The sequence below is a fragment of the Collimonas sp. NPDC087041 genome (genome assembly GCF_044745265.1).
Lineage (GTDB): Bacteria > Pseudomonadota > Gammaproteobacteria > Burkholderiales > Burkholderiaceae_D > Collimonas.
Map to the genome: position 1 here is coordinate 218,234 of NZ_JBIUZX010000006.1, position 17,651 is coordinate 235,884.

Genomic DNA, 17,651 nt, shown 5'->3' on the forward strand with positions numbered 1-17,651 from the left:
AACATGCGCTAATCATGCGCATCCGGCGGATATCAGGCAGGCGCCGTAGCGTTCGGCGAAACGCCACCGGACGAATTGTCGCTAGGCGTTTTGCGAACCGAGCTGCCAGCCTTCGGCAGGCGCGGCTCCAGGCCTTCCATGATGTCGTTGATCTGATCGGCATCGATGGTTTCCCAGTCCAGCAGTGCTTTCGTCATTGCTTCGACCTTGTCCCGGTTTTCTTCCAGCAGACGACGTGACAGCGCATATTGCTGATCAAGGATACTGCGGATCTCCGCATCCACCTTTTGCTGGGTCGCTTCGGAAACCGTCTTCGCCGACATGCGGCCGAAATACGCATCTTGCTCGGTATCTTCGTACACCATCGTGCCCAGGGTTTCAGACATGCCGTAACGGGTCACCATGGCGCGTGCCAGCTTGGTCGCGCGTTCGAAGTCATTCGATGCACCGGTCGACATCTGGTGCATGAAAATCTCTTCTGCGATGCGGCCGCCGAACAGGATGGCGATTTCTTCCAGCATCTTGTCCTTGTACATGTTGACACGGTCATGCTCAGGCAACTGCCAGGTCAGGCCGAGCGCAAAGCCGCGCGGCATGATGGTGACCTTGTGCACCGGATCGGCTTTCGGCAGCAGTTTGGCAACCACTGCGTGGCCAGATTCGTGGTACGCCGTGTTGCGGCGCTCTTCTTCGCGCATGACAGCCGACTTGCGCTCAGGACCCATGACGATCTTGTCCTTGGCATCTTCGAAATCCTGCATTTCAACCAGGCGCTTGGCGCGACGCGCCGCAAACAATGCAGCCTCGTTAACCAGGTTGGCCAGATCGGCGCCAGAGAAGCCAGGCGTACCGCGCGCCAGGATGTCGGCCTTGACGTCGGTCGAAATCGGCACCTTGCGCATGTGTACGTTCAGGATCTGCTCACGGCCACGAATGTCCGGCAAGCCAACCACCACCTGGCGGTCGAAACGGCCCGGACGCAGCAGAGCCTTGTCCAGCACGTCGGAACGGTTGGTCGCAGCAATCACGATGACGCCGGAATTGGCTTCGAAGCCATCCATCTCGACCAGCATCTGGTTCAATGTCTGTTCGCGCTCATCATTACCGCCGCCCATGCCGGCGCCACGGTGACGACCGACCGCATCGATTTCATCGATGAAAATGATGCAGGGAGCGTGCTTCTTGGCATTTTCGAACATGTCGCGCACACGGGAAGCGCCGACACCGACGAACATTTCAACGAAGTCCGAACCGGAAATGGTGAAGAACGGCACCTTGGCTTCACCGGCAATCGCACGGGCCAGCAAGGTTTTACCGGTACCTGGAGGACCAACCATCAGCACGCCGTGCGGAATGCGGCCGCCCAGTTTCTGGAACTTGGTCGGATCACGCAGGAAATCCACCAGTTCGGAAACTTCTTCCTTGGCTTCATCGCAACCGGCGACATCGGCAAAGGTTACCGAATTGCTGTTTTCATCCAGCATGCGCGCTTTCGACTTGCCGAACGAGAAAGCACCGCCCTTGCCGCCGCCTTGCATCTGGCGCATGAAGAAAATCCAGACGCCCAGCAACAGGATCATCGGGAACCAGGAGATGAATATCTGCTGCAGGAACGATGGTTCTTCCGGCTGCTTGACGTCGAACTTGACGTTGTTGTTGATCAGATCGCCAATCAGGCCACGATCCAGCGTCGTGGTGGCGGTCTTGACTTTCTTGCCGTCTGAAGTGGTAGCGACAATGCTGCGGTCTTCAATGACCGCCTCGGTGATGTGCCCGGACCGTACTTCACTGATGAAGTCGGAATAGGCCATCGGCGCGGCGCCGCTAGCTAGTCCCCGTCCATCAAACTGCTTGAATACGGTAAAAAGCACCAGGGCGATAACCACCCAGATGGCGGCTTTGGAAAACATATTGTTCACTAGAACTCCTTGGACGCGCTGCGCGCCTGACATAGGTACAGCTTCGAGGTATTCTTCGATTTTACTCGGAATAGGCACAGCTTACTAGGCAGGATATGCGGCTGCACCAATGAAAAATCAAGGAAAACTTGATAACTATCGCGGATTTTTCAATATCTTTCCAAGTAAGAAGATTTCCGACGACTTATCGCGGCTGGCTTTCGGCTTCCTGGAGGCCACCGTTTTGAATTCTTGACGGAATTTCATCAACACTTCATTGTAGCCGGTCCCATTGAAACATTTTGCCAACAGCGCGCCGCTAGGCTTCATATGTTGCTGCGCGAACTCAATTGCCAAATCGATAATTTCCTCGACCCGCGCTGCATCAGATATGGCAATTCCGGATAAGTTCGGCGCCATGTCGGACAACACCAGATCGACCTTGCGCCCCTCCAGCAGACGCTCCAGGCGTTGCAAGCTCTCCGCTTCGCGGAAATCGCCCTGGATGAAATGGACATCGGCAATCGGCTCCATCGGCAGGATATCCAGGCCGATAATCATGCCGTGGATACCGCCGCCATCCTGCCCGGCCAGCTTGTTGCGGGCGTACTGCGACCAGCTGCCCGGCGTGGATCCAAGGTCGACGATGATCTGGCCAGGCTTGATCAGCTTGTCCAATTCGTCGATTTCTTTTAGCTTGTAAGCAGCCCGCGCACGGTAGCCTTCTTTTTGCGCCAGCTTCACGTAAGGGTCGTTAATGTGGTCGTGTAGCCAGTTTTTGTTTAATTTCTTCTTTGCCATTCGCGTAGAATACCGTTTTTAAGGAATTTTTATGTTGAAACTTACATCTGCCGAGCGCAGCGAGCTCCGTTCCCAAGCCCACGGACTCAATCCAGTGGTCCTGATCAGCGAAGATGGCCTGAAACCGTCCCTGATGAAGGAAATCGATCTCAATCTGAATGCGCATGGCCTGATTAAAGTACGTGTATTCGGTGATGATCGCGAAGCACGGATTGCTATCTACGAAACCATTTGCGAGAAACTCGGTGCTGCACCGATACAACACATCGGTAAATTGCTGGTCCTGTATCGCCCGCAAAAAGATGCTGTCAAAGAGCACAGCGAAACCCGTGGCAGAGGCATGCGCGAAGTCACCATCGTCAAGCCAAGCCCGAGCGGCACCAAGCGGCCATCGGTAACCAAGGTCATGGTAAAAGGCAATGAACGCGTGACGCAAGGCGGCAACATCAAACGCGCCAAGCCGCGCCAGAAGAGCAGCAAGAAATCGGCATTGGGCCGTTAATGGCCGGCCGCCTCGGCAGCCATCAAATAGCAATACCCAGGGAGCCGTATTCCGATACGGCGGCGCCGGCCATCCGCCAGCGCCCCTCCCCTTGCTTCTAACGCAAGCTGCGCAACCGCAAGATCAGCCCAACCCCTAGCAAGCCCTGGATCAGATAAATCCCGCTGGAAGCGCCATGCAGGATGCCGAACTGCGTCCTGGCGCTGTCGCTCATGACGCCGCCGGTCAAGGCCGCCGCTTCACGCAGGCTAGCCATGAACGGTTGCAGGCAGAAATAGCCGACCACGTTACAGACCAGCATCAGCAGAGTCAGGCGCAGCAAGGTTTTACGCAAGGGCGCGGAGTCGTCATGGGTGCGATAGCTGAACAACATGATCAGCAACAGGCCGCAAACTACCGCCAGCCACGCTTCAATCCGAAACAGGCTGCCGGCGATCGTGCCCGCCAGTGCGCGGTCCGACAACGTGGTGAACAAGACCGGCGCAACCAGTCCGCCTATCGTCCACAAACTACCAACCCACAAGGTAGCGATTAACAATCTGAATCGCACTACAAACATTGCCGCTCCCGGATTTTCTGATTGAATGCCGCGCTGGCGCCGCCGGGCGCCATCACGACCACGCTTTAGACGTAGCGGACTTCCAGGATTTCATATTCGCGAATGCCGGACGGTGCTTGCACGCCCACCACGTCGCCTGCCGTCTTGCCAATCAGCGCACGTGCAATCGGCGAAGTCACGGAAACCTTGGACAGCTTGATGTCGGCCTCGTCGGTACCGACGATTTGATAAGTGACTTTATCGCCCGATTCCAGGTCTTCCAGATCGACGGTCGAAGCAAACACCACGCGCCCATCCGCATCCAGGGTTGCCGGATCAATAATCTGCGCCGCGCCCAGCTTTCCTTCCAGGTCGGCGATCCGGCCTTCGACGAAACCTTGGCGCTCTTTCGCCGCATCGTAATCCGCGTTTTCCGAAAGATCGCCATGCGCGCGCGCTTCGGCGATGGCCTTGATGACAGCTTGACGCTCTTTCGTCTTCAAATGATGGAGTTCATCTTTCAACAACTGCGCGCCATGCTTGGTAAGAGGTACTGAGCTCATAGGAATGATATTCAACAAATATAGGTAGGTTTCACATACGCAATAAAAGGTCACGGAGGTCAAAAGCGTACCAAAAAAGGGTGCGCTTATGACCTCCGCAGGAACTTCTATCGCTAAATTGTACGTTTCGGCAGCTTTCAGGCGCCAATGCAGCCCGAAAGCGATTCAGGATGCGCCTAGGCGCATCCTGATCTGACCTTAGTGTAAGGTTTTATGCAGGCCTTGTAAATCATAGACATGCAACTCGTCCAGATGGCGCATGCCTTCGACCGCCGCTTCCGCACCAGCAATCGTGGTGTAGGTCGTGGCATGGGCTGCCAGGGCCGACGTCCGGATTGCGCGGGAATCGACGATGGCGCTGCGTTTTTCCTCGACCGTGTTGATCACCAATGAAATTTCATTGTTCTTGATCATGTCGACCACGTGCGGACGTCCCTCGACCACCTTGTTGACGGTTTCCACCGGCACGCCGGCAGCAGCGATCGCTGCCGCTGTACCCTTGGTCGCCACGACCGTGAAGCCGAGCGCCACCAGGTCCTTCGCAACCTGCACCGCGCGCGGCTTGTCGCTGCCCTTGACGCTCAGGAACACCTTGCCCGACTTCGGCAACTTGATGCCGGCGCCCAACTGCGACTTGACGAATGCTTCGCCGAAGGTCTTGCCGACACCCATCACTTCGCCGGTCGATTTCATTTCCGGGCCGAGAATCGTATCGACGCCGGGGAACTTGACGAACGGGAAAACCGCTTCCTTGACGCTGAAGTATTTCGGCACAACCTCACCCTTGATGCCTTGGCTGTCGAGCGACTGGCCGACCATGCAGCGCGCTGCAATCTTGGCCAGTTGCAAACCGGTTGCCTTGGATACGAACGGTACGGTACGCGAGGCGCGTGGATTGACTTCCAGCACGAACACGACATCCTGGCCATCGATCTGCTGAATCGCGAACTGCACGTTCATCAGGCCGACCACGTTCAAGCCCTTGGCCATCAGCGCGGTCTGGCGCTTGATCTCTTCGATGGTGGCTTGCGCCAGCGAATAAGGCGGCAGCGAACAAGCCGAGTCGCCGGAGTGCACGCCAGCCTGCTCAATATGTTCCATGACGCCGCCGATGAAGGTGCGCTCACCGTCAGACAGGCAGTCGACATCAACTTCGATAGCGTCGTTCAGGAAACGATCCAGCAATACTGGAGAATCGTGCGAGACCTTGACCGCTTCGCGCATATAGCGCTCCAGATCGCGTTGCTCGTGAACGATTTCCATCGCGCGGCCACCCAGCACGTACGACGGACGCACCACCAGCGGATAGCCGATTTCCTGCGCCAGGCGCAAGGCATCTTCTTCGGTACGCGCAGTACGGTTAGGCGGCTGGCGCAAGTTCAGGTCGTGCAGCAGCTTCTGGAAACGCTCGCGGTCTTCGGCGGCATCGATCATGTCCGGCGAAGTGCCGACGATAGGCACGCCGTTGGCTTCGAGATCCAGCGCCAGCTTCAAAGGCGTCTGGCCGCCGTACTGCACGATCACGCCGTATGGCTTTTCCTTGTCGACGATTTCCAGTACGTCTTCCAGTGTCACCGGCTCGAAATACAGGCGATCGGAAGTGTCGTAGTCGGTCGATACGGTTTCAGGGTTGCAGTTGACCATGATGGTCTCGTAGCCGTCTGCGCGCATCGCCAGCGCCGCGTGGACGCAGCAGTAATCGAATTCGATACCCTGGCCGATACGGTTAGGACCGCCGCCCAACACCATGATCTTCTTCTTGTTGGTCGGATTCGATTCGCACTCTTCCTCGTAGGTCGAGTACATGTAAGCCGTATTGGTCGAGAATTCGCCGGCGCAGGTATCAACGCGCTTGTAGACCGGACGGATATTCAAGGCCAGGCGCTTCTTGCGCACGTCGGTATCGGTAGTCTTCAGCAGCTTGGCCAGGCGACGGTCGCCAAAGCCCTTTTGCTTGAGGCGGAACAAGGTGTCACGATCCAGCGCTTCCAGCGTCTGGCTGTTTTCCAGCCACAGTTCGATATCGACGATTTCCTTGATCTGCGACAGGAACCATGGATCGATATGGGTCAGCTGATGCACTTCTTCCAAAGTGAAACCCTGGGCGAACGCATCGCCGACATACCAGATACGATCCGGGCCCGGCTCGCCGAGTTCTTCTTCGATGACTTCGCGGTCCTGGGTCTTTTCGTTCATGCCGTCGACGCCGACTTCAAGTCCGCGCAAGGCTTTCTGGAACGATTCCTGGAAGGTGCGGCCGATCGCCATCACCTCGCCCACCGATTTCATCTGAGTAGTCAGATGATTGTCGGCAGTAGGGAATTTTTCAAACGCAAAACGCGGAATCTTGGTGACCACGTAGTCGATCGAAGGCTCGAACGACGCCGGTGTAGCACCGCCGGTGATTTCGTTGCGCAACTCGTCCAGTGTGAAACCAACCGCCAGCTTGGCCGCGATCTTGGCGATCGGGAAACCGGTCGCCTTCGATGCCAGCGCGGAAGAACGCGATACGCGCGGATTCATTTCGATGACGATCATGCGGCCATCGGCCGGGTTGACCGAGAACTGCACGTTGGAACCGCCGGTGTCGACGCCGATCTCACGCAATACCGCCAGCGAGGCGTTACGCATGATCTGGTATTCCTTGTCGGTCAGCGTTTGCGCCGGTGCGACCGTGATCGAGTCACCGGTATGCACGCCCATTGGATCCAGGTTTTCGATCGAGCAGACGATGATGCAGTTGTCCGCCTTGTCGCGCACCACTTCCATCTCATACTCTTTCCAGCCGATCAGCGACTCTTCGATCAGCAGTTCCTTGGTCGGCGATGCCTCCAGGCCGCGCTTGCAAATGGTTTCAAATTCTTCCGCGTTGTAGGCGATACCGCCGCCGGTGCCGCCCATGGTGAACGACGGACGGATGATGACTGGGAAGCCGAGTTCCTTCTGCACGCCCCAGGACTCGTCCATGGTGTGGGCGACGCCGGAGCGGGCCGAACCGAGACCGATCTTGGTCATTGCGGCCTTGAACTTGGAGCGGTCTTCAGCCTTGTCGATGGCTTCCGGCGATGCGCCGATCAGCTCGACCTTGTATTTTTCCAGGATGCCGTGGCGATGCAGGTCCAGTGCGCAGTTCAGCGCAGTCTGGCCGCCCATGGTCGGCAGAATCGCGTCCGGCTTTTCCTTGGCGATGATGCGCTCAACCGCTTGCCAGGTGATCGGCTCGATGTACGTCACATCGGCCATCTCCGGGTCGGTCATGATGGTTGCAGGGTTGCTGTTGACCAGGATGACTTTATAGCCCTCTTCGCGCAGCGCCTTGCAGGCCTGTGCGCCGGAATAGTCGAACTCGCAAGCCTGGCCGATGATGATCGGGCCGGCGCCGATAATCAGAATACTTTTTAAATCACTACGCTTAGGCATTTTTATTTTTCTCCAACATCGTTTGATTCATCAATTGAATGAAACGATCGAACAAAGGGGCGATGTCATGCGGGCCAGGCGACGCTTCCGGGTGGCCCTGGAAGCAGAATGCCGGCTTGTCGGTGCGGGCAAAGCCTTGCAGCGAACCGTCGAACAACGATACGTGGGTCACGCGGCAATTCGCCGGCAAGGTCGCACCATCGACGGCGAAGCCGTGATTTTGCGAGGTGATCAGCACTTGCTTGCTATCCAGGTCTTGTACCGGATGATTGGCGCCGTGGTGGCCGAACTTCATCTTCAGCGTCTTGGCGCCGGAAGCCAACGCCATGATCTGGTGGCCGAGGCAGATGCCGAAGGTCGGCACGCCGCGCTCGATCAGCTCCTTGGCAGCGGCAATCGCGTAATCGCATGGCTCCGGATCGCCGGGACCGTTGGACAGGAAAATCCCGTCCGGATTCAGCGCCAGCGCATCGGCAGCCGAAGCCTGGGCCGGCAGCACAGTGATCTTGCAGCCGCGCTGCGCCAGCATGCGCAGGATGTTGAACTTGACGCCGTAGTCGAAAGCAACCACGTGGTACTTAGGAGTGATCTGCTGGTCGTAGCCACGGCCGAGACGCCATTCCGTCTCGCTCCAGCTATACGCCTTGGTAGTCGACACCACCTTAGCCAAGTCCATGCCGGCCAGGCCGGGGAAGCCGCGCGCCAGCTCCAGCGCTTTCGCGGTTGCGGCGGCAATGTCCGACTCCCCAGCGACGATCGCGCCGCCCTGTGCGCCTTTTTCGCGCAGGATGCGGGTCAGCTTGCGAGTATCAATACCGGCGATGGCGACGATATTCGATTCCTGCAGGTAGGCATCCAGTGTTTGGGTGGAACGGAAATTCGAAACCAGGCGCGGCAAATCGCGAATGATGAGACCGGCGGCGTGGATCTGGGAGGACTCGACATCCTCTTTATTGACGCCGGTATTGCCGATATGCGGATAAGTGAGGGTGACGATCTGGCGGCTGTAGCTTGGATCGGTGAGGATTTCCTGGTAGCCGGTCATGGCGGTGTTGAATACGACTTCACCTGTCGTATGACCAACGGCGCCAATGGAAATACCTTGGAAAATCGTCCCATCTGCTAGCGCGAGGATGGCCGGTACGGTGAGGCCAGAAAAAAATGGCTGCAAGGGGTAACTCCTGATGTTGTTACCGCCGCTGCGCTGCGCCAAGCGACCGCTATAAATCCCCAAACAAGCGCCCAAACAGCGTTGATTTGACGGTTTATCAGTCTTTTTGGGACGAAATGGAAGGTGGTATGCGCTACGGCGGAGTAAATTGGGCTAAACCCTGCAATTATAGCCGACAACACCCTTCCCGGCAATCCGAACGGATACCAACCTGCGGGATTTTTGTATAAATAATTAGGAAAAACAAAAGACGTGATTCAATTAACAACAATACTGACAAACTATGACTGTCGCCACGGTAACCACTGCCAATAATTGGCGACTTGCCAGTTCGACATTTCAACAAAGACAAGCCACGCTATTCACATCTGGGGAACAACCACGGACCGCCGCACCAAAACCTCGCAACGCTTGCACCACATTGCACCAGGCCCGACTATCGCAGCGGCTGCACCCAAATACAAAGATATTACGCGCTCAACGCGGCGATACCGGCCTTGGCAATTTGCACATCTTCAGCCGACTTCACGCCAGACACGCCAACCGCACCCAGGTATTGACCGTCGACCACGATAGGTACGCCACCCTCCAGCAAGCCTTCCAGGTTCGGCGCGGTGATGAACGAGAAGCGACCGTTATTGATCATGTCTTCGTAGATTTTCGATTCGCGTTGACCCAGAGCGGCAGTCTTGGCCTTGGCTGGCGCGATATGCGCCGAAATTGGCGCAGCGCCGTCCAGGCGTTGCAGCCACAGCAGATGACCGCCGTCATCGACGATCGAAATGGTCACAGCCCAACGGTTTGCCAGCGCCTCAGCTTCAGCGGCCGCTGCAATTTTCTTCACGTCGTCGAGTGTCAAAACATGTTTCGTTTTCAATTTTTGCTCCTTGTAAAAATAACTGTTGATTGTACTTTAGTGCTCGGCAATAGGCAGCAGCCGCTCCGCAAATCGGTTTATTTATTTCCGGCACGACACTTGCTTTAAAGCAGAATCGCAAAATTTTTCAGGAACTTTTAGCTTCGATTTGCCGTCTTGTCATGCCTCTGTATTTATATATGCGCCTATCAAATTTGACAGGCACCTCTTATTCACTTACATTCGTGCGATCGTAATGTTCCAGAGCCCATCCATAACGATGACGATTAAAGAAGCCTTCCCCTTATTCCAGACAGTTGCACTTGCGTGCGCTCTCATTGCCAGCCTGTGGCTGTGCTCGCCGGCTCACGCTTCCGATATCACCGATATCGATGTGCGTCCCCAACCGAGCAGCACCCGCAGCAAACTCCAGCAATTTACCGATCGGGCGTCGGAGCTGGCAGTCAGCGCAATGGGCATGATCGGCATTCACTATAAATACGGCGGCAACAATCCGGAAAACGGCCTCGATTGCAGCGGCCTGGTCCGCTACGTATTCAAGGACGCCTGGGGCGTCAATGTGCCACGCACTGCAGCCGAATTGAGCCGCAGCGGCCAAAAAGTCGACACCCAGGACCTGCAGCCCGGCGACCTGGTGTTCTACAACACGTTGCGCCGCAGCTTCTCGCACGTTGGCATCTACCTCGGCGACAACAAATTCATCCACGCCCCGCGAGCCGGTGCTACGGTTCGCATCGAAAGCATGGACCTGGCCTACTGGAAAGCCCGCTTCAACGGCGCGCGCCGCATCAGCGATCCTGAACAGGGCGACGATAATCACCAGTAACCCATCGGTAACAGCTGCACCGCCAGCTCACGAACAAACAAAAAGCCCCTGCAGATATCCGATCTGCAGGGGCTTTTTGCTTACTCATCAAACTGGAAAAGCCGCGCGCTGACGGCGCACGCCAGGCATACCGCACATTACTGTTCGCGCTTGTCCTGCAGCTTCTTTTTGATCACTGCCATCTGCGCCATCGCAGCCTGCTCGCCGGCCAGGATCGCCGTATTGCGTCCAGCGAAATCGTTACCCTTCATCGCACCCAGGTCCGGACGGATAACGATGTCGGCATCCTTCAATTCATAGTTGTTAACGCTTTGTCCCATGATGGCGAAAGTCTGCAGCAAGACATCAACTGAACTCGATGCCGCCTGCGCCTCCGGCGACGCCGAGATATTGACGGCGATGACGAAATCGGCGCCCATTTCCTTGGCAAACCGCACCGGCACCGGCGACACCAGGCCGCCGTCGACATATTGGCGGCCACCGATAGTGACTGGCTGGAACACACCTGGCACCGCCGACGATGCACGCACCGCCAGGCCGGTATTACCGCGCCGGAACAGGATCGGTGCGCCACTATGCAAGTCGGTAGCAACCGCACCGAATGGAATCTTCAACTGCTCAATCGGCACGTTGTGCACGGTCTTGTTGACGTAATTCTGGATCGCCTCGCCTTTCAGCACGCCGCTGACCTTAGCAAAGAATGGCACCGACCAGTCGGAAATCGCGCCCTCATCCATCTGCAGAGCGATCTTCTGCAACGCAAAGCCATTATTCCCTGCCGCGTACATGGCGCCGACCACACTGCCGGCGCTGGTGCCGACGACGATGTCAGGCACGATTCCCTGCGATTCCAGCGCCTTGATCACGCCGATATGCGCAAACCCGCGGGCAGCACCGCCGCCCAGCGCCAGCCCGATCTTGATCGGCTTGCTGGTCTTTGGCAGGCTGACGGGCGGTGTCGACGCCACTGGCACGGTCTTGTTCGGGGCCAGGATCGAACTGCCGGTGCAGGCAGTCAGCACGGTACAAAGAGCAAGAGCGAGGGACGGCAACAGGCGCGGAGAAGGCATGGGATTTGGCTAAAAAATGGGAAACGTAAATGCCGACTATATTTTCTCGTCGGCAATCACGACCGGCTAGGCCCGGTCGCCGCAGAATTGTAGCCGATGTTGAGCACTTCAGCCGTACCGCCCTCGCAGATCAAGGTGTCCCCACCATGACGCGCTTAAGCGGCTGTTAAGCAGTCTCGCTCGCCACCACCGAGGTCGCCGGCAGCCTGACGGTGAATACACTGCCCTCGCCCGGTCGCGACTCGACGCCAAGCGTACCGTTATGACGCAACAACACATGCTTGACGATCGCCAGGCCGAGGCCGGTGCCTTGGGTCTCGCGCGAGCGGCTCTTGTCGACGCGGTAGAAGCGTTCGGTCAGGCGCGAGATATGTTCGGCGCTGATGCCGATGCCGGAATCCTTGACCACCAGTTGCGGACCCGCCTTGCTGTTCTGCCACATGATCTGGATTTTTCCGCCAGCCGGGGTGTAACGCACCGCATTGGAAATCAGGTTGCTGAATGCACTGCGCAACTCGTCGTTGCTGCCGTTGATATCCGGCCCATCGATCGACAGTGAGAACGTGTGCTTGCCGGCCGACAGCACCTCAGCCTCCAACAACAGGCTGTGCAGCATGGCGTCGATGTCGACCGGTTCCGGACGCATCGGATAGTCGATCGACTCCAGGCGCGTCAAGGTCAACATGTCGCCGATCAGGTTTTGCATGCGATGTCCCTGCTCCGTCATCAACTGCAGATGGGCGGCACGGGTCTTCTGGTCCAGGTCGGGTTGGGCCTGGGCGATTTCCAGGAAGCCGTTGATCACGGTCAGCGGCGTGCGCAATTCATGCGAGGCATTGGCGATGAAATCGCGCCGCATCATGTCGATCCGTTCGGACTCGGTGGCGTCGTGCGTAACCAGAATCTGGCGGCGGTTTTCAAACGGGATGATCTGTACGATCAGTTTCCGCTCACGCAGGCTCAAGGTCAGCGGCTGGTCGTAGCGGCCGAGAATGATGTAGTCGATGAAATCCGGATTGCGAATCAGGTTGGTGACGCGCATGCCCTTGTCGCGTCCGTGCTGCAGCCCGAGATGGCGTTCCGCCGCCGGGTTGCACCACTCCAGGAACAGCACATCATCCATGATGACGACGCCATCCGGCAGCAGATGCATCGCCTGACGGAACCGCGCCAGCCACTCACTCAATTCGGTCTGGTGCTTCTCGTCGTCGCGGCGCAGGCGATACAGGCGCGAAAAAATGTCGGTCCAGGCGCCCCAGCCGTCGGGCAGTTTTTCACTGCGCGGATTGTCGAGCCAACCGCTGAGACGGAACAGGTAATGCAATTGCACCACCACGGCAACCGACATCAAGCCCAGCCCAAGCAACAGCCCGGGGACCGCGCCGAACAAGGCCCAGACGATGGCCGAGATGACGAAGATCAACAGGATCCGCAGCAAGGCCGGGATCCAGAACAGCATCTGTGGGTTCATAAGTAAGGATTATGCAATAGAAGTGCGCCGGCTTTATAGCGATGATAGCGATGAATTAAAAGCTTCGATCAGGAACGTTTGCGCCGGGCTATTTTGCCGAGAGCATGTACCCGACGCTGCGTACCGTGCGAATCAAGTGTTCCGACTCGCGCAAGGCCTTACGCAAGCGCAGTACGTGGACATCGACGGTACGCTCTTCGATGACGACGTGATCGCCCCACACCTTGTCCAGCAACTGGCTGCGCGAGAACACCCGATCCGGGTTGGCCATGAAGAATTTCAGCAAGCGGTATTCGGCGTGGCCGATATCGATTTTCTGGTTTTCCAGACAGACCGAGCAACTGGCCGGATCAAGCGACACCGCGCCCGCCTGCATCACGCCGGGCGCCTCGTCAGCGCCTTTGCGGCGCAACAGGGCCTTGACGCGCGAAGTCAGTTCGCGCGGCGAAAAAGGCTTGGTCATGTAATCGTCGGCGCCATTATCGAGGCCGGCGATCTTGTCTTCCTCCATGCTTTTCGCAGTCAGCATCATCACCAGCATCGACTGCAGCTGACGGTCTGCGCGCATTTGCGACAGCAGGCGCAAGCCGCTCTGGTCGGGCAGCATCCAATCCAGCAAGACCAGATGCGGCATGCGCCGCTGCACAAATTCCCAGCCTTCGGCGGCGGTATGCACGATCGACGGCGACCAGCCGGCTTCCTTGATGGTAAAGCCTATCAATTCGGCGATGGCCGGCTCATCCTCGATGATCAGGATGGAAGTTTTATCGGCAGCCATTTTTTCCAGATGCAACGGGCGATGTGAAAGAACTGGCAGTACCGCAATTGGTGTCATACACAAATTTTTTATGCATAGAGGTGAAATAAAGGTATTAACTTGTTCCCCATGATGCGTTCCACGAAATTCGCCGTGCCTCAGGCGTCGCTGTCGTCAAGCCGGCCGGTAGCGTAATCGGTATGGCGGACATCCTTGCCTTCAACGATATAGATCACGTATTCAGCGATATTCTTGGCATGATCGCCAATGCGCTCAATCGCCTTGGCTACCCACAAGGTATCCATCGATGCAGAGATGGTGCGCGGATCTTCCATCATGAAGGTGATCAGGTTGCGCATGATCGAGCGGAAATCGCGATCGATCACGACATCCTGCGCAATCAGCAGCGTCGCCTGCTTTTCGTCGAGGCGCGCCAGCGCATCCAGTGCATCGTGCAGCAGGTCAGCAGCGCCGGCGGCGATCACGCGTACCGTCTCGGTATGGTCGATGGTGCCGGCGCCGCGCTTGTGCAAATGAATTGCGGTGCGGGCGATCTTGGCGGCTTCGTCGCCGATCCGCTCCAGGTCAGTGATGACCTTGATGGTTGCCATCACGGTACGCAGGTCGTTGGCGGTTGGCTGGCGGCGCACGATCAGGTGGCTGCAGGCATCGTCCAGTTCGATTTCCAGGCGATTGACCTGGTCGTCGTCCTTGATGACGCGCTCAGCCGCATCCAGGTTGCCGTTACGGAAAACGTTGATGGCTTCCTGGAATTGGCGTTCAACCAGGCCGCCCATGAGCAACACTTTGGAACGAATGGTTTCCAGATCGGTGTCGTACTGTTTTGAAGAATGTTCGCCTGTCATCTGATTTCCTTCGATTTCTTTAAGGCCAGGCTTGTGCCTGTACCGGTTTGTTTTTTTCCAACGGCCGCCAGCTCTATGCCAACCTTAGCCGAAGCGTCCCGTGATGTAGTCTTGCGTTTCCTTGCGCGCCGGATTCATGAAGATCTGGTCGGTTTCGCCGAATTCGACCAGTTCACCCAGATACATATAGGCGGTGTAGTCGGAGCAACGCGCCGCCTGCTGCATGTTGTGGGTAACGATGGCGATGGTGTAATCGACCTTCAATTCGCTGATCAGCTCTTCCACCTTGGCGGTCGAAATCGGATCCAGCGCCGAGGTTGGCTCATCCAGCAACAGCACATCAGGACGCACCGCAACGCTGCGTGCGATGCACAGGCGCTGCTGCTGGCCGCCGGACAGGCTGAGTCCGCTCTTGTTCAGCTTGTCCTTGACTTCACCCCACAGCGCCGCCTTGGACAACGCCCATTCGACGCGCTCATCCATTTCGCCTTTCGGCAGGTTTTCGTAGAGACGGATACCGAAGGCGATGTTGTCGTAGATCGACATCGGGAACGGCGTCGGCTTCTGAAACACCATGCCGACCTTGGCGCGCAGCATGTTCAGATCCTGTCCTGGCTCGAGGATGTTGCGACCGGCGTACATGATCTGGCCTTCCGCACGCTGGCCGGGATACAGGTCGTACATGCGGTTCAAGGTACGCAGCAGAGTCGATTTGCCGCAACCGGACGGGCCGATGAACGCTGTCACTTTCTTTTCATTGACTTGCAGGTTGATATTCTTCAAGCCCTGGAAATTGCCGTAGAAAAAATTCAGTCCAGAGATTTCAATGGTCGGCTTTTTATCGAGCGGGTTCAACTTGATTGATGTTTGCATAATGATGGCAATCTAAATGAAAGCGTTAACCTGGAATTTTTTGGCTGAACAACGAGCGCGACAGGATGTTCAAGAGCAGCACGCTGAACGTGATCAGCAGCGCTCCGCCCCATGCCAGCGGCACCCAGTTATCGAACGGGCTCATCGCGAACTGGCTGATGACGACCGGTAAATTGGCGATCGGCTTGTTCATGTTGGTGCTGAAGAACTGGTTGTTCAGCGCGGTGAACAGCAGCGGCGCAGTTTCACCCGCAATCCGCGCTACTGCCAGCAGCACACCGGTCACAACACCAGCCTTGACTGCACGCAGACGCACCAGCAAGGCGACTTTCCAGCGTGGCGCGCCCAGCGCAAAAGCGGCTTCGCGCAAATTGCCCGGCACCAGCTTCAGCATGTTGTCGGTGGTGCGGACCACCACCGGCACGGCGATCAATGACAGTGCGAAGCTGCCGGCCCAACCCGAAAAATGTCCGACTTTGGCAACGTAGATCGCATACACGAACAAACCGATCACGATCGACGGCGCCGACAGCATGATGTCCGTAACAAAGCGCGTGACCTGCGCCAGCTTGCTCTCCTCGCCATATTCAGCAAGATAAATGCCGGCCAGGATGCCGATCGGCGTGCTGAATACGGTAGCCAGGCCAACCAGCATCAGGCTACCAATAATCGGATTGAGCAAACCGCCGGCGCCGGAGCCGGGAGCCGGCGTGTTTTGCGTCAGGATGCCCAGATTCAGGGCACCGAAGCCCTTGATCACCAGTGTCGCCAGGATCCACGCCAACACCATCAGGCCCAGCGCCATTGCCAGGAATGACAGCACCATGCCGAAACGGTGCATCAGCAAACGCTTGCGATAGACGGCATTCACCACCGGCGTATCCAAAGCATCGGCCTGTACTTGAGGGGAATTCTTCATTTGGCACCTTCTTTACGGGACATGCCCATCAACATGATTTTGGCGATCGACAATACGATGAAGGTGATCACGAACAGGATCAGGCCAAGGGCAAACAGTGCCGACACATGCAGCGTGGTCGACGCCTCGGCGATTTCGTTGGCCAGCGTCGAGGCGATACTATTACCGGATGCAAACAGCGACCATGACAGCCGTTGTGCATTGCCGATCACGAAAGTCACCGCCATGGTCTCGCCCAATGCGCGGCCGAGCCCCAGCATGACGCCGCCGACGACGCCGGTCTTGGCATATGGCAGCACCACTTTACGCACCACTTCCCAGCGTGTGCAGCCCAACCCGTAGGCCGACTCTTTCAGCACCGCAGGCACAACTTCAAACACGTCGCGCATCACGGAAGAAATGAAAGGAATGATCATCACCGCCAGGATCAGGCCGGCGGTCAACAGGCCGATGCCCATCTTGGGGCCGCTGAACAATACGCCGATGACCGGCAAATGGCCGAGCGTGGAAGCCAGGAACGGCTGGCCGTACTCGGCAAACAGCGGCGCAAACACGAACAGGCCCCACATGCCGTAAATGATGCTCGGCACGCCAGCCAGCAGTTCGACTGCGGTCCCCAGCGGGCGACGCAACTTTGCCGGACAGATTTCAGTAAGGAACAACGCGATCCCGAAACTTACCGGGAAGGCGATAACCAGGGCAATAAATGAAGTCACCAATGTACCGACGATGGCGATCATCGCGCCGTAATGGTCGTTGACCGGATCCCATTCGACGGTAGTAATGAACGATGGTCCGTATTCGCGGAACACCGGCCAGGCGCCGATCGCCAGGCAGACAATGATGCCGAGCAGTACGAACAGCACGATCAGCGAGAATAACAGCGTGACCTTGTGGAAAAGAAAATCTTGAATCCGTTGCTTACGCATGGTGGCAAGCAAGGCCTGATGCGACACACCCGCTTGTTCAGCGGTGGTTGCCTGGGGTGAAATCGATTGTGCCATGACAGGAATATTTGCACTCATGAGTAGCGATATCCGATGAAGAATAAGATGCGGTGGCGATTAATCCGGCGGCCGGACCGCGCTCGACTTGCAGG

16 protein-coding genes are annotated in these 17,651 nt (G+C 57.2%); 2 read left to right on the plus strand and 14 right to left on the minus strand.

The genetic code is table 11. From position 1 onward, the window contains the following. Positions 1-32: 32 nt before the first annotated feature. Positions 33-1,919: an ATP-dependent zinc metalloprotease FtsH gene (gene ftsH, locus ACIPF8_RS13370; protein ID WP_400421639.1), complete on the minus strand. Its 1,887-nt coding sequence runs from the start codon at positions 1,917-1,919 to the stop codon at positions 33-35. A 135-nt stretch (positions 1,920-2,054) separates the two neighbouring features. Beyond that, positions 2,055-2,699: an RlmE family RNA methyltransferase gene (locus ACIPF8_RS13375; protein ID WP_400421641.1), complete on the minus strand. Its 645-nt coding sequence runs from the start codon at positions 2,697-2,699 to the stop codon at positions 2,055-2,057. 31 nt (positions 2,700-2,730) lie between these two features. On the opposite strand from ACIPF8_RS13375, the gene ACIPF8_RS13380 reads away from it, so the two are divergent. Beyond that, a complete protein-coding gene (locus tag ACIPF8_RS13380; protein WP_400421642.1) occupies positions 2,731-3,201 on the plus strand; it encodes a YhbY family RNA-binding protein in 471 nt (156 codons plus the stop codon). Between the two features lie 97 nt (positions 3,202-3,298). Here ACIPF8_RS13380 and ACIPF8_RS13385 read toward each other — a convergent pair whose 3' ends face one another. The 5 genes from ACIPF8_RS13385 to ACIPF8_RS13405 all read right to left on the minus strand — a co-directional run bounded on the left by ACIPF8_RS13385 (position 3,299) and on the right by ACIPF8_RS13405 (position 9,770). Beyond that, on the minus strand, positions 3,299-3,760 hold the full coding sequence (locus ACIPF8_RS13385) for a DUF4149 domain-containing protein (RefSeq protein WP_400421644.1): 462 nt from the start codon (positions 3,758-3,760) through the stop codon (positions 3,299-3,301). Positions 3,761-3,825: 65 nt separating this feature from the next. Beyond that, complete coding sequence (gene greA, locus ACIPF8_RS13390) at positions 3,826-4,302, minus strand: transcription elongation factor GreA (RefSeq protein WP_061533129.1); 477 nt, start codon at positions 4,300-4,302, stop codon at positions 3,826-3,828. A 198-nt stretch (positions 4,303-4,500) separates the two neighbouring features. Further along, the gene (carB, locus tag ACIPF8_RS13395; RefSeq protein WP_400421646.1) at positions 4,501-7,722 is read right to left on the minus strand and encodes a carbamoyl-phosphate synthase large subunit; all 3,222 of its coding nucleotides are present in this window, start codon (positions 7,720-7,722) and stop codon (positions 4,501-4,503) included. After that, complete coding sequence (gene carA / locus ACIPF8_RS13400; protein WP_400421648.1) at positions 7,715-8,893, minus strand: glutamine-hydrolyzing carbamoyl-phosphate synthase small subunit; 1,179 nt, start codon at positions 8,891-8,893, stop codon at positions 7,715-7,717. The genes carB and carA overlap by 8 nt, the downstream gene beginning before the upstream one ends. 469 nt (positions 8,894-9,362) lie before the next feature. Continuing rightward, a complete protein-coding gene (locus ACIPF8_RS13405; RefSeq protein WP_400421649.1) occupies positions 9,363-9,770 on the minus strand; it encodes a heme-binding protein in 408 nt (135 codons plus the stop codon). Positions 9,771-10,029: 259 nt separating this feature from the next. Here ACIPF8_RS13405 and ACIPF8_RS13410 point away from each other — a divergent pair, with 259 nt between their 5' ends. Then, positions 10,030-10,596, plus strand: coding sequence for a C40 family peptidase (locus ACIPF8_RS13410; RefSeq protein ID WP_400421651.1), 567 nt, complete (start codon positions 10,030-10,032; stop codon positions 10,594-10,596). 137 nt (positions 10,597-10,733) lie between these two features. Here ACIPF8_RS13410 and ACIPF8_RS13415 read toward each other — a convergent pair whose 3' ends face one another. From ACIPF8_RS13415 to pstC, 7 genes are all read right to left on the minus strand, one after another. Next, positions 10,734-11,666 (minus strand): patatin-like phospholipase family protein, encoded by a 933-nt coding sequence (locus ACIPF8_RS13415; protein ID WP_400421653.1) that lies wholly within the window; start codon positions 11,664-11,666, stop codon positions 10,734-10,736. Positions 11,667-11,832: 166 nt separating this feature from the next. Next, a complete protein-coding gene (phoR, locus tag ACIPF8_RS13420) occupies positions 11,833-13,137 on the minus strand; it encodes a phosphate regulon sensor histidine kinase PhoR (protein WP_400421655.1) in 1,305 nt (434 codons plus the stop codon). 88 nt (positions 13,138-13,225) lie between these two features. Then, positions 13,226-13,915, minus strand: coding sequence for a winged helix-turn-helix domain-containing protein (locus tag ACIPF8_RS13425; RefSeq protein WP_400421657.1), 690 nt, complete (start codon positions 13,913-13,915; stop codon positions 13,226-13,228). A 137-nt stretch (positions 13,916-14,052) separates the two neighbouring features. Next, positions 14,053-14,760 (minus strand): phosphate signaling complex protein PhoU, encoded by a 708-nt coding sequence (gene phoU / locus ACIPF8_RS13430; RefSeq protein WP_400421659.1) that lies wholly within the window; start codon positions 14,758-14,760, stop codon positions 14,053-14,055. A gap of 84 nt (positions 14,761-14,844) precedes the next feature. Continuing rightward, a complete protein-coding gene (gene pstB / locus ACIPF8_RS13435) occupies positions 14,845-15,633 on the minus strand; it encodes a phosphate ABC transporter ATP-binding protein PstB (protein ID WP_400421661.1) in 789 nt (262 codons plus the stop codon). A 25-nt stretch (positions 15,634-15,658) separates the two neighbouring features. Next, positions 15,659-16,552 (minus strand): phosphate ABC transporter permease PstA, encoded by an 894-nt coding sequence (gene pstA, locus ACIPF8_RS13440; protein ID WP_400421663.1) that lies wholly within the window; start codon positions 16,550-16,552, stop codon positions 15,659-15,661. Further along, the gene (pstC, locus tag ACIPF8_RS13445) at positions 16,549-17,577 is read right to left on the minus strand and encodes a phosphate ABC transporter permease subunit PstC (protein WP_400421664.1); all 1,029 of its coding nucleotides are present in this window, start codon (positions 17,575-17,577) and stop codon (positions 16,549-16,551) included. The genes pstA and pstC overlap by 4 nt, the downstream gene beginning before the upstream one ends. Positions 17,578-17,651: the final 74 nt, after the last annotated feature.

Excerpts from the sequence above, each read along its gene's own strand:
- ACIPF8_RS13375 (WP_400421641.1), bottom strand. The coding sequence starts at position 2,699 with ATGGCAAAGAAGAAATTAAACAAAAACTGGCTACACGACCACATTAAC.
- ACIPF8_RS13380 (WP_400421642.1), top strand. The coding sequence starts at position 2,731 with ATGTTGAAACTTACATCTGCCGAGCGCAGCGAGCTCCGTTCCCAAGCC.
- ACIPF8_RS13385 (WP_400421644.1), bottom strand. The coding sequence starts at position 3,760 with ATGTTTGTAGTGCGATTCAGATTGTTAATCGCTACCTTGTGGGTTGGT.
- greA (WP_061533129.1), bottom strand. The coding sequence starts at position 4,302 with ATGAGCTCAGTACCTCTTACCAAGCATGGCGCGCAGTTGTTGAAAGAT.
- carB (WP_400421646.1), bottom strand. The coding sequence starts at position 7,722 with ATGCCTAAGCGTAGTGATTTAAAAAGTATTCTGATTATCGGCGCCGGC.
- ACIPF8_RS13410 (WP_400421651.1), top strand. The coding sequence starts at position 10,030 with ATGACGATTAAAGAAGCCTTCCCCTTATTCCAGACAGTTGCACTTGCG.
- ACIPF8_RS13415 (WP_400421653.1), bottom strand. The coding sequence starts at position 11,666 with ATGCCTTCTCCGCGCCTGTTGCCGTCCCTCGCTCTTGCTCTTTGTACC.
- phoR (WP_400421655.1), bottom strand. The coding sequence starts at position 13,137 with ATGAACCCACAGATGCTGTTCTGGATCCCGGCCTTGCTGCGGATCCTG.
- ACIPF8_RS13425 (WP_400421657.1), bottom strand. The coding sequence starts at position 13,915 with ATGGCTGCCGATAAAACTTCCATCCTGATCATCGAGGATGAGCCGGCC.
- phoU (WP_400421659.1), bottom strand. The coding sequence starts at position 14,760 with ATGACAGGCGAACATTCTTCAAAACAGTACGACACCGATCTGGAAACC.
- pstB (WP_400421661.1), bottom strand. The coding sequence starts at position 15,633 with ATGCAAACATCAATCAAGTTGAACCCGCTCGATAAAAAGCCGACCATT.
- pstA (WP_400421663.1), bottom strand. The coding sequence starts at position 16,552 with ATGAAGAATTCCCCTCAAGTACAGGCCGATGCTTTGGATACGCCGGTG.
- pstC (WP_400421664.1), bottom strand. The coding sequence starts at position 17,577 with ATGAGTGCAAATATTCCTGTCATGGCACAATCGATTTCACCCCAGGCA.